Genomic DNA, 12,272 nt, shown 5'->3' with positions numbered 1-12,272 from the left:
ACCGTTTTTAGCGGCTGCAAATATACAACCCTTTTTTATTACTAAACAAAACTTTTTTACCCTTTTTTTTACCTTTTTTTTTATGTGTTCATTTCTAGGGTTTTGCGACATGTTTTTTTTGCATTAACGATTGAGCTTTTGTTTGAACTCTTTTATAATTGTTGCAAAACAATTATAAAAAGTGAGTAGTGAAAGCGTGGTGGGTTACTTTTTTGTAAACCAAATGCCTTAATTAAAACATATATAATAATTTATACCTATATATATATTGTATGAAAGTATTTATACTATTATCTTTGCAGACTTAATTAGCATTTGAATTTATGATTAATATAACTCTACCTGACGGAAGTGTAAAACCGTTTGAGAATAATGTAACTCCAATGGATGTTGCAAAAAGCATTAGTGAAGGATTGGCTCGAAATGTTATTTCGGCTAGTTATAATGGTACTACTATTGAAACTAATACTCCTTTAAATGTAAATGGTTCTCTAATTCTATATACTTGGAATGATAAAGAAGGTAAGAAAGCTTTTTGGCATTCTACTGCTCACGTATTAGCACAGGCTTTAGAAGAGTTATATCCTGGTGTTAAACTGTCAATTGGTCCTGCAATTGAAAATGGATTTTATTATGATGTAGATTTTGGAAGTCAATCTATTTCTGAAAAGGATTTTAAATCTATTGAAGATAAAATGCTTGAGATTTCTAGAGAAAAGCATGACTTTATTATGCGTTCGGTAACTAAAGCTGAAGCGTTATCGTTATATAAATCTCAAAATAATGAATATAAGGTTGAGTTAATTGAAAACCTTGAAGATGGTACTATTACATTTTGTGATCATTCTACATTTACTGATTTGTGTCGTGGTGGTCATATTCCAAATACTGGAATTATAAAAGCTATAAAATTATTATCTGTTGCTGGTGCTTATTGGAGAGGTGACGAAAACAACAAACAGTTAACTCGTGTTTATGGAATTTCATTCCCTAAACAAAAAGATTTAACTGAATATCTTGAATTGCTTGAGGAAGCTAAACGACGAGACCATAGAAAACTTGGTAAAGAGTTAGAGTTATTTACGTTTTCAACTAAAGTAGGTCAAGGTTTGCCTTTATGGTTACCAAAAGGTGCTGCATTACGTGAACGTTTAGAGAATTTCCTAAAAAAAGCGCAAAAGAAGGCTGGTTATGAAATGGTTGTAACTCCTCATATTGGACAAAAAGAATTATATGTGACTTCTGGTCACTATGCAAAATATGGTGCTGATAGTTTTCAACCAATACACACACCTGCTGAAGGCGAAGAGTTTTTATTAAAACCTATGAACTGCCCTCATCATTGTGAGATTTATAACAATCGTCCTTTTTCATATAAAGAGTTACCAAAGCGCTATGCTGAATTTGGTACAGTATATAGATATGAACAAAGTGGAGAATTACATGGATTAACTCGTGTAAGAGGATTTACTCAAGATGATGCACATATTTTTTGTACACCAGATCAATTAGATAAAGAATTTAAAGATGTAATTGACTTAGTGTTATATGTCTTTGGTTCTTTAGGGTTTGAAAACTTTAAAGCGCAAGTTTCTTTAAGAGACCCTGAAACTCCTGAAAAATATATTGGTAGTGATGAAAACTGGAAAAAAGCTGAAGCAGCAATTCTTAATGCGGCTATAGATAAAGGTTTGGATTATGTTGTGGAAACTGGTGAAGCAGCATTTTATGGCCCTAAATTAGATTTTATGGTTAAGGATGCTTTAGGCAGAAACTGGCAATTAGGAACTATTCAGGTAGATTATAATTTACCTGAGCGTTTTGATTTAACTTATAAAGGCAGTGATAATGAACTACATAGACCTGTTATGATTCACAGAGCTCCTTTTGGGAGTATGGAACGATTTGTTGCTATATTACTAGAACATACAGGTGGAAACTTCCCTCTTTGGTTGATGCCAACACAGGCTATTATATTATCAATTAGTGAGAAATATGAAAAATACGCTGAAAAAGTTTTAAATTTGCTAGAAAATAACGAAATTCGCGCCCTCGCAGATAATAGAAACGAGACCATAGGTAAGAAAATTAGGGAAGCAGAAATGCAAAAAGTGCCTTATATGATTATCATTGGTGAGAATGAGGAAGGCGAAAACAAGATTTCAGTACGTCAACACGGAGGAGAAGATTTAGGCATGATTAGTGTAGATGAATTCTCGAAAATTGTTGAAAAAGAAATAAATAAGACATTAAAAACATTTAAATAAAAATAAGTTTAACTAAAATTATAAAGCCATAGCAATACGTAGAAACAGAGGTAGCTTCCAAAGAACAACTAAAGAAGAGCAGCACAAGATTAATTCGAGCATTAGAGTTGACAAGGTAAGACTTGTTGGTGATAATGTAGAGCCAGGTATTTATTCAACTAAAGATGCAAGAGCGCTAGCTGAAGAGCAAGGCGTGGATTTAGTTGAAATATCACCTAAAGCTGATCCACCAGTTTGTAAAGTTATGGATTATAAAAAGTTTCTTTACGAGCAAAAGAAACGTGACAAAGCTTTAAAAGCAAAGGCAACAAAAGTTGTTGTGAAAGAAATTCGTTTTGGTCCGCAAACTGATGATCATGATTACGAATTTAAAAAGAAACATGCTGAAAAGTTTTTAAAAGAAGGTGCTAAGCTAAAAGCTTTTGTATTCTTTAAAGGACGTTCGATTGTATTTAAAGAGCAAGGTCAAATTTTATTATTAAAATTGGCTCAAGATCTTGAAGAGTTTGGTAAAGTAGAACAAATGCCAAGATTGGAAGGTAAACGTATGACTATGTTTATTTCGCCAAAAAAAGGAAAATAGTTACTGAGATTAATTCAGTATAAAGATAATAAGCGAAAAGTAAATTAAAATTAGGAGAAAATGCCGAAAATGAAAACTAAATCAAGTGCTAAGAAACGTTTTAAACTAACTGGCACTGGTAAGATTAAAAGAAAGCACGCTTTTAAAAGTCATATTTTGACTAAAAAATCTAAAAAGCGTAAACTTGCTCTAACACATGACACTTTAGTGCATGCAGCAGACGAGAATAATGTTAAAATAATGTTACGTTTAAAGTAATATTATTTTAATTGGTTAAAACAAATTTATAAACCCTGGAGTTAGGCAAATAATATTTAGCAAGTGTCTTAAAGACCGCCTACTACAAAAAAACAATTAAAAAATGCCAAGATCAGTAAATTCAGTAGCAAAAAGAGCCAGAAGAAAAAAGGTTCTTAAGCAAGCAAAAGGTTACTTTGGAAGACGTAAAAACGTTTGGACAGTAGCAAAAAATGCGGTTGATAAAGCGATGTTATATTCGTATAGAGACCGTAGAGTAAATAAGAGAAATTTCCGTTCATTATGGATTACGCGTATTAACGCTGCAGCTAGATTACACGGAATGTCTTATTCAAAATTTATGGGTGGAATTAAAGCTAATAATATCGAATTGAACCGTAAAGTTCTTGCAGATTTAGCGATGAACAACCCAGAAGCTTTTGAAGCCATTGCAAAAAAAGTAAAAAAATAGGCGTTTCGCCAAAACAATAACAACTTTTCGTTTATATAAAAATCCGGTTCTTAATTGAACCGGATTTTTTTTTGTGTTAGTGGTTGTAGTGGCTTCCTTTTTATACATACTATAAAAAGATATAACGAAAAACACGACCTCAATGATAATTGAGGTAACGCCCTAAAAACACTAAGTTTTTTGTTTCTTTTTCTTAGCAGCTGGAAACAAGACATTATTTAAAATAAGCCTGTATCCTGGTGATGTTGGATGCAAATCGAGTTCTGTTTTTGGATCTCCTACTCTATGCGTGTAATCTTCTGGGTCATGACCTCCGTAAAACGTAAAAAAACCTTTGCCTTTTATGCCATGTATATACTTGGCCTCACTGTTAGATTTATTTTCACCCAATACTAGCACGTTAGACTTAATTTCATTTCGAGTAAATGAAGTTGTTTGACCCATAAACCCTTTTACTAAGGCAGTATGATTTTGGTTTAGCATGGTTGGAACTGGGTCCCATTTTGCTGAGAAATCCATTAATGTAAAATAATCTGTAGTTGGTGGGATTTGGCGCTTGTTAGTCATATCTATTGACGAAAATTCATAAATGTTTGGATTGCGCTCTAATATAAAATCTTTAAATGCAAAGGTTTTGTTGTAATCTATTTTACTTTGATAATTAGCATCACTCCCATCGCCATCAAACATTGGTTCGCAAATATCTACACCTTCTGCTGAGAGAGCTATATCAAAACTATCGGTTGCACTACACATAGCAAACATAAAGCCTCCTCCTATTACATAATCTCTGATTTTTAAGGCTACAGCTAGTTTTTCTTCAGAGACTTTAGAATATCCTAATTTAGCAGTCAGTGTCTCAGCTGCATTTTTTTCCTCAATATACCATGCTGCTGATTTATATGCTCTATAAAATTTTCCATATTGACCTGTGAAATCTTCATGATGTAAATGAAGCCAATCATAAAGTAGTAATGCATCACTTAATACCTCTTCATCATATATAACATCGTAAGGTATCTCAGCATAGGTTAACACCATTGTAACTGCATCATCCCAAGGTAAGTTCCCTTTTGGAGAGTAAACAGCAATTTTGGGTGCTTTTTCAAGTACTACAGCTTCCATGTTTTGTGATGGACTACTGATAAGCTCAAGTATTTCTTCGGCTTTAGAATTGGAAATAACTTCATAAGAAACACCTCTTATCTGGCATTCGCGTTGAATATCTTCTGCATCTGGTAATAAAAACGAACCACCTCTGTAATTAAGTAACCATTTTACTTTTAATTGTTTTTCGAGTGTCCAATAGGTAACTCCGTAGGCTTTTAAATGATTTTTTTGTCCTTCAGCATCCATTGGAATAAGAATATAAGACGCAAAAGTATTTGCTGAAATAAACAGGAATAATAATAAAGCAACTATCTTCTTCATAGACGAAATATACTCAAAAATTAGAGCTCACTGAAATACTTTAAGGAAATATTAGAGTTTATTTATAATTGTACTTCAAATTCTGGACAATCAATTCTGATGTCTGAATGTTGAAGTTCGGTATTCAAATAGTTACAAAAATGCCCATTTTCTGTTTTGCTATGAAACTTGCATGCATAACACATGCGTTGAACAGTCAACAAGCCAGAACGATTCAGCCCATAAATTAATTGAGTTATTGTTAGATACAATTGATCTAAATCTACATTATCAATAACACTCAATTGATCTTTAATAGGGTTTGCAAATTGCTCCGTTTGAAATACTACCGATTTGCCTTTTTCTGATAGAAAAACAGTATAGCTACGACTGTCTGATGAAGAATAATCCTTCTCTATAAGCTTCTTTTTTTCAAGCGCTTTAATGGCATCACTAATCGTTGGCTTGGTAATATTAAATTCACTAGCAAGATAACTAACAGTGCAATATTCTGCCTTATGATTGGCTATAAATACTAAGATTTGAATTTGTATCGGACTCAATCCATTAGCCTTTGCATGTTCCCAAAGCAATACTCTAAAAACTTCAGAAATGCGTTCCAAACCAACTACTATTTTACTTGAAAGGTTAGTTTGTTGATGTTCGATATTGAATATACTTTTTCCCATAAAAAGTCGCTAAGTTTGAAACTTAACAAACCTAATGAATTTATTGCAATGTTAATTGCAGTTTTGCATTTCTAAAATAAAATAACCTTTGTTATTGATTGATGCTATAACTTCTTCAGATGCCTTTTCAATATGGCAAAACTGACACTCTCTGGAAGTTAATTCTCCTGTTTTAAATGGTTTTGATTGTAAATAGTCTTTTCCAAAGCTAAAAATTTTAGAAGTATCTTTCAAATCATGTGGTACAAGAATATCAAAGTGCATGACTTTACCATCTTGTCGTTGAACATAGGTGTCCCAAACAGATATATACATAATTATGTGTTTTTAAAAGTTAGGATTCATTTTCAATAAAAAGAATCCTAACTTTTTAAATGATACAATTATCCTTTAACTGCATCTAAAGATGCCCCAAAATTGATGTGTAACACATGGCCATTTGGTGTTAACAAAGCTGGAACAGACTTCACTCCTGCCTTTTCGGCTTGCGAAATCTTTGATTTGTCTTCACCTAAATGTACAATTTCAACGTTTGAAGGTCCTACTAAATTAATAATATCGTGCTCTGCGCTTACACAAACTGGACAGCCTGCATGATAAAAAACTGATTTTTTCATAATAGTGAGTTTTTGGTAAATTGCATTATTGCAAAACAAATATAGTTAGGATTCCTAACTATAACAAATAAAATTTGTAAAATCATAAATACATTAAAAAATTACTTGATTTTTAGCTCATTGCCAGAAAGTAAGCTTGCAATAACTTTAGTGTTTGGAAACTGCTCTAAAATAATTTTAATAAAAACAGTTATTGGTATTGACATAATCATACCTGGTATTCCCCAAATAAAGCCCCAAAACATAAGCATTACTAGTACAGTAATAATGTTTATGGAGAATGATTTCCCCATAAAAATAGGTTCTAAAATACCTCCAAAAACCACTTGAACTAATGTGATTGATAGTATAAAAAAGAAAAGAGTACCCATAAGTTGTATTTCAACAAAGGCAAAAATAGCCAAAGCAATTACAGATATAAAAGAGCCTATCATTTGCACAAAATTGATAACAAAAGCGAAAAGTCCCCAAAAAATTGGAAAACTAACATCGAAATACACACAGGCTAAACCTATACCTATTCCTGTACCTAGACTTACTAAAAACTTTACTTTAATAAACTTAATAAGGTCTTTTTCAATTTTACGAAACGTTTTTACTGAAGCGTGCTTTTGTTTTAGAAGTGTAGCATTCATCAGTTTTTGAACATTTATAGATTCTGACAACCATAAAACCACAAAAAACGAAGTCATTAAAGCCATGCTCAAAAAATTGCTAACATAACCAAATATAGAACCTAAATTGTCTTTTTGTAAAATTTGAGTCATTATGTTTCCCTCTTTTTGCAATTGAACACCAAAAAACTCTTCTAATGAAATTGTTAATGCTGCTAATTTATCTTCAGCTTGCTGAAAAAAGGTACTATCTGATGACATTATTTGTTTGCTAGACAGATGAATTAATTCTGCTGTTATAGCCAAACCTCCAAGAATAATTAAAATAACTATAAAAACGCTTATAACTTTTGGAACACCACGTTTACCCAACCATCGTAATAATGGCAAAAACAATAAGGCAATAAACATTGATGACACCAATGGAATAAAGATAAACGATAAAATTTTAAGCAAATAAAATATGACTGGAATTACTAAAATGAGTAATAAAATATTTGTAGTACGTGTTTTATCCATGAGGCAATTGTTTTCTTTTAAAAGCCAACAAATATAACTTTTTAACTTTGTATTTATTGAAAGAAAAAGTTAAGTTTATTTTTAAAAAGGAACATCGTTATCCTCATCGTCGTCTAGAGATGGAGCATCAAAAGCATCACTTGGAGATGGAAAATGACTTGTTTTAAAAGTATCGTCATTTGCGGCTGCATTCATTTTGCTATGAAACTCTCCAAAAGGTGTGTCAAAATCATCTAAATTATCAAACTTACCAAGGTGCCCAATAAACTTTAAGCGTATGTTTTCTAATCCACCATTTCTGTGTTTAGCAACAATAAATTCTGCTTGACCCTCAGTTGGTGTATGCTCTTCATCATCCCATTCATCAATTTTGTAGTATTCTGGTCTATAAATAAACGAAACAATGTCTGCATCTTGCTCAATAGCTCCAGATTCACGTAAATCGGAAAGTAAAGGGCGTTTGCTTCCTCCTCTTGTTTCTACAGCACGAGATAATTGAGATAAGGCTATAACTGGAACACTTAGCTCCTTTGCTAGAGCTTTTAGGTTTCTTGAAATTGTAGAAATTTCTTGTTCTCTATTTCCTCCTTTTTGACTTCCTCCAGCTGTCATTAACTGCAAGTAGTCAATAATAATCATTTTAATTCCATATTGTGACGCTAAACGTCTTGCCTTTGCACGAAGGTCGAAAATAGATAATGAAGGTGTATCGTCAATAAATAGAGGTGCTTTTTCTAATGTTTTTACTTTAACGTTTAATTGCTCCCATTCATGCTTCTCTAGCTTTCCTGTACGTAGTTTTTCTGAAGATAGTCCTGTTTCACTCGATATTAAACGAGTTATTAATTGTACAGACGACATCTCTAAAGAGAAAAAAGCCACAGGAATATTGCTGTTTACAGCAATATTTCGAGCCATAGAAAGTGTTAGGGCTGTTTTACCCATACCAGGACGTGCAGCAACAATTATTAAATCACTTTCTTGCCAACCAGAAGTTAATTTATCAAGTTTTGTAAACCCAGAAGGAATTCCACTTAATCCCTCTTTATTAGAAATATCTTCAATTTTTTTCTTTGCTTGAATTACCAAACTCTGAGCTGTTTCTGTAGATTTTTTAATATTGCCTTGAGTAACTTCGTAAAGCTTGGCCTCGGCATTATCTAAAAGATCAAAAACATCTTTTGTTTCGTCATAAGAATCTTCAATAATTTCACTAGAAATTTTGATTAAACTTCGTTGAATATATTTTTGAAGAATAATACGAGCATGAAACTCAATATGAGCAGATGATGATACTCTTTGAGTTAATGAAATGAGGTAAAAATCACCTCCAACCAACTCTAATTTTGAATCTTTTTTAAGCTGACTTGAAACAGTTAATAAGTCGACAGGCTCACTGTTTTCAAATAATTTGAAAATTGCCTCAAAGATATGTTTATGAGCATCTTTGTAAAAAGCATCTGCGCTTAAAATGTCAATTACCTCGTCGACACCTTTTTTATCAATCATCATCGCTCCTAACACAACCTCTTCTAAATCAATGGCTTGCGGAGGGATTTTACCTTTTTCTAAGCTTATAATAGTGCTTTTATCAACTTTATAGCCTTGTATTTGGTTTGGTTGTTTCATGAATGCGAATGTAAATAAATTGTTAAGAAAAGCATTATTTTTAGAAAGCACAATCTTAACAACTCTTCAACAATTTAACTGTTAATAACTTAAAAATATTGTTAATAGCGATAAAAAAACTGAAGATGTTAGGCTTCAGTTTAGATTTTTATATGGCAAAGAAAAAATTAGCCTTTAAAAACTCCCATATTAGCATATTTATCCATACGCTCTTTTACCAATTCTTTTGGTGATAAGTTTTTAAGTTGGTTGTAATTTTTTTCAATTGCGTCTCTTACAGTTAAAAATGTTTTTTCTCTATCAATATGTGCTCCTCCTAAAGGCTCTTTGATAATATCATCAACTAGTTTAAGCTTTTTCATATCTGGAGCTGTAAGTTTAAGGGCTTCTGCCGCTTGCTCTTTATACTCCCAACTTCTCCATAAAATTGATGAACAAGATTCTGGAGAAATAACAGAATACCAAGTATTTTCTAACATCAATACTCTATCTCCTACACCAATACCTAATGCACCACCTGAAGCACCTTCTCCAATAATTACACAAATAATAGGCACTTTAAGCCTTGTCATTTCTAATATATTACGTGCAATTGCTTCTCCTTGACCACGCTCTTCAGCTTCTAACCCAGGATATGCACCAGGAGTGTCTATTAAAGTTACTACTGGAATATTAAATTTTTCAGCAGACTTCATTAATCGTAATGCTTTACGATATCCTTCTGGATTAGACATCCCAAAATTTCTATATTGTCTAGTTTTGGTATTATAACCTTTTTGTTGACCAACAAACATATATGTTTGATCACCTATTTTACCAAGGCCACCAATCATTGCTTTATCGTCTTTTACATTTCTATCACCATGCAATTCTAAAAAAGAATCACCACAAAGTGCTTTAATGTAGTCTAAAGTATAAGGACGATTAGGATGGCGAGATAACTGAACACGTTGCCATGCAGTTAGGTTTTTATAAATCTCTTTTTTTGTTTTTAAAAGTTTCTCTTCTATCTGTTTACATGTTTCAGTAACATCAACTTCACTTTCTTCTCCAATGATTTGGCATTTTTCTAATTGCTCCTGGAGTTCTTTGATTGGAAGCTCAAATTCTAGATATTCCATAGAATTAAGTTTAATTTTAGTTAGCATACAAACCTACATAAATTTTTCGTTTTTACTAGAATGAAACTAACGAAATATAACTTACAATTGGTCTGGTATTAAATTTAATTAATATCAAAGAGAATTCAAAAATTTAATTGTCTTTAGTTGATATTATTCTCTTTCTTTTTCTAATCTTAAAATTTTTAAAAACGCCATCTAATAGCACAGTAATTAATATTAAGATGGCTCCGTAATAGAATTGAGGACTCATTGTTTCGGTTGCAGGAAATAATAATAATGCTAATGCAATTCCATAAATAGGCTCAAGATTATACGATAAAATAACTGTATATGGGCTTATTAGTTTCATAACATGTACTGCGCCAATAAAAGCATAAGCTGTACATATTGAAGCTAATATGAATAGATATATCCAATCTGAAGATGATAGAATAAAAAATTCAACAGAAAACCCTCCTTTAAAAAAAAGTATAAAAAGAGTTATAAAAAAGACACCACTTATAAACTCATAAAATGAAATAACTGTTGCGCTATGTTTTTCAATAAACTTACCATTTATAACAGCAAATAATGTAGAAAATAATGCTGATGAAATACCTAGTAGTATTCCATTAATATATTTTATTTCGCTTTGAGTAATTAAAAAGACGCCTATTATAACTATAATTCCAAACAAAATTTCGTACCAAATTATACGTCTTTTATAAATTATTGGTTCAACAAAAGATGCAAAAAAGGCTCCAGTTGAAAACATAGCTAATGTTATAGATATGTTGGATTGTTTAATTGCTTCAAAAAAAGTTATCCAATGCAAAGCGATGATTATACCTGCAGCAAAAAACTTGATCATTGTACGTTTGTCAATAGCAATTTTTATCTTAATAATTTTAATGTATATCAACATTAAAACTCCTGCTATTAACATTCTATACCATACAAGTGGTATAGATCCAATTGAAATTAATTCTCCTAAAATGGCTGTAAAACCTGCAATAAATACTAAAAAATGTAAGTGCAGATAATTTTTTAGTTTAGCGTTTTGCATTGTACAGAAGATATATCGCTAAAATACCAAAAATAACATTTGGAAACCACACTGCAATTATTGGTGGAAAATCTGATTGAGATGCCATAACACCAAATACTTTGTCAAAAAAAACAAATACCATTGCGATACAAATACCAAAAGCCAAATTCACACCCATTCCTCCTCGTCGCTTAATTGAAGATACTGCAACTGCAATAATTGTTAATATGAAAATAGAAACAGGCAAACTCCATTTTTTATACAAAACCACTTCATAGCGGCCAATATTTGAAGAACCTCGTTCTTTTTCTTTTTTTATAAAACTGTTAAGTTCCCCATACTGTAAAGTCTCAGCGATATATTCAACAGGTGTTAAATCTTCTAAATCGAAAGTAAAAACAGTATCTTTTCTTCTTATGGTCTCAATGACATCATTATTATCACCAATTTTTCTCTTTACATAATTAAATAAGCGATATGTACTATCCTTCTCAGAAAAAGTTATTGCGTTAGCAAAAATTTTATACTTAAGTTTATTGCCTTCAAAATGTTCGTAAGTAAAATTATTTCCTGTTTTTTGACTAACGTCAAAATTGCTTACATATATATAATCGTTATCATTTATCTGTCTATAGATATTTTGAGTTTGTAACAATTGCTGATTACCAGATTTTAAGTGTTTGTAAATAAACTGATTATACCCACTACTCGCTTTTGGCGCTAAATATAATCCTAGAATTAATGCCATAATTGCAACAATAGATGCTCCAATTAAATAAGGTCTTAAAAATCTTGAAAAGGACACTCCTGAGCTTAAAAAAGCTACAATTTCTGTATTATTTGCAAGTTTTGAAGTAAACCAAATAACAGACAAAAACAAGAATAAGGGAAATAATAGGTTTGCAAAATAGATTGTAAAGTTTAGATAGTACATTGCTACCTCTCCAAACGGCACATTATTCTCTAATATTTTACCAATTTTCTCAGCAAGGTTTATAGTTATACCTATAGGTATAAACAGCAACAGCATCATTAAAAACGTGAATAAATACCGTTTAAGTATGTACCAATCAAGTATCTTCAT

At 31.6% G+C, this 12,272-nt stretch carries 13 protein-coding genes; 4 read left to right on the top strand and 9 right to left on the bottom strand.

Going from position 1 to position 12,272, the window contains the following annotated elements:
- Window positions 1–323: 323 nt before the first annotated feature.
- The 4 genes from thrS (at window position 324) to rplT (ending at window position 3,559) form a co-directional block, all read left to right on the top strand.
- Window positions 324–2,267, top strand: coding sequence for a threonine--tRNA ligase (gene thrS, locus IEW41_RS10285; RefSeq protein WP_188606266.1), 1,944 nt, complete (start codon window positions 324–326; stop codon window positions 2,265–2,267).
- 28 nt (window positions 2,268–2,295) lie between these two features.
- Window positions 2,296–2,850, top strand: a complete 555-nt coding sequence (infC, locus tag IEW41_RS10280) for a translation initiation factor IF-3 (RefSeq protein ID WP_262891381.1) — start codon at window positions 2,296–2,298, stop codon at window positions 2,848–2,850.
- 60 nt (window positions 2,851–2,910) lie between these two features.
- A complete protein-coding gene (rpmI, locus tag IEW41_RS10275; RefSeq protein WP_188606265.1) occupies window positions 2,911–3,108 on the top strand; it encodes a 50S ribosomal protein L35 in 198 nt (65 codons plus the stop codon).
- 103 nt (window positions 3,109–3,211) lie between these two features.
- Window positions 3,212–3,559: a 50S ribosomal protein L20 gene (gene rplT / locus IEW41_RS10270; protein WP_188606264.1), complete on the top strand. Its 348-nt coding sequence runs from the start codon at window positions 3,212–3,214 to the stop codon at window positions 3,557–3,559.
- Window positions 3,560–3,730: 171 nt separating this feature from the next.
- Here rplT and IEW41_RS10265 read toward each other — a convergent pair whose 3' ends face one another.
- From IEW41_RS10265 to IEW41_RS10225, 9 genes are all read right to left on the bottom strand, one after another.
- Window positions 3,731–4,915, bottom strand: a complete 1,185-nt coding sequence (locus IEW41_RS10265; protein WP_373282960.1) for an asparagine synthetase B — start codon at window positions 4,913–4,915, stop codon at window positions 3,731–3,733.
- Window positions 4,916–5,052: 137 nt separating this feature from the next.
- Entirely contained in the window at window positions 5,053–5,658 is a 606-nt protein-coding gene (locus tag IEW41_RS10260) for a MarR family winged helix-turn-helix transcriptional regulator (RefSeq protein ID WP_188606262.1), read from the bottom strand.
- 51 nt (window positions 5,659–5,709) lie between these two features.
- Window positions 5,710–5,973 (bottom strand): DUF2024 family protein, encoded by a 264-nt coding sequence (locus IEW41_RS10255; RefSeq protein WP_188606261.1) that lies wholly within the window; start codon window positions 5,971–5,973, stop codon window positions 5,710–5,712.
- Between the two features lie 68 nt (window positions 5,974–6,041).
- Window positions 6,042–6,275, bottom strand: a complete 234-nt coding sequence (locus IEW41_RS10250) for a thioredoxin family protein (RefSeq protein WP_188606260.1) — start codon at window positions 6,273–6,275, stop codon at window positions 6,042–6,044.
- A gap of 101 nt (window positions 6,276–6,376) precedes the next feature.
- A complete protein-coding gene (locus IEW41_RS10245; protein ID WP_188606259.1) occupies window positions 6,377–7,408 on the bottom strand; it encodes an AI-2E family transporter in 1,032 nt (343 codons plus the stop codon).
- Between the two features lie 81 nt (window positions 7,409–7,489).
- The gene (dnaB, locus tag IEW41_RS10240) at window positions 7,490–9,037 is read right to left on the bottom strand and encodes a replicative DNA helicase (RefSeq protein WP_188606258.1); all 1,548 of its coding nucleotides are present in this window, start codon (window positions 9,035–9,037) and stop codon (window positions 7,490–7,492) included.
- A gap of 167 nt (window positions 9,038–9,204) precedes the next feature.
- Window positions 9,205–10,158: an acetyl-CoA carboxylase carboxyltransferase subunit alpha gene (locus tag IEW41_RS10235; RefSeq protein WP_188606257.1), complete on the bottom strand. Its 954-nt coding sequence runs from the start codon at window positions 10,156–10,158 to the stop codon at window positions 9,205–9,207.
- A gap of 133 nt (window positions 10,159–10,291) precedes the next feature.
- The gene (locus IEW41_RS10230) at window positions 10,292–11,206 is read right to left on the bottom strand and encodes a DMT family transporter (protein WP_188606256.1); all 915 of its coding nucleotides are present in this window, start codon (window positions 11,204–11,206) and stop codon (window positions 10,292–10,294) included.
- The gene (locus tag IEW41_RS10225) at window positions 11,193–12,272 is read right to left on the bottom strand and encodes an LptF/LptG family permease (RefSeq protein WP_188606255.1); all 1,080 of its coding nucleotides are present in this window, start codon (window positions 12,270–12,272) and stop codon (window positions 11,193–11,195) included. Before IEW41_RS10225 ends, IEW41_RS10230 begins: the two co-directional genes overlap by 14 nt.

Source organism: Aquaticitalea lipolytica (genome assembly GCF_014641635.1).
Lineage (GTDB): Bacteria > Bacteroidota > Bacteroidia > Flavobacteriales > Flavobacteriaceae > Aquaticitalea > Aquaticitalea lipolytica.
Note: the sequence above shows the minus strand (reverse complement) of the source record. Positions and strands in the feature narration are given on the sequence as shown.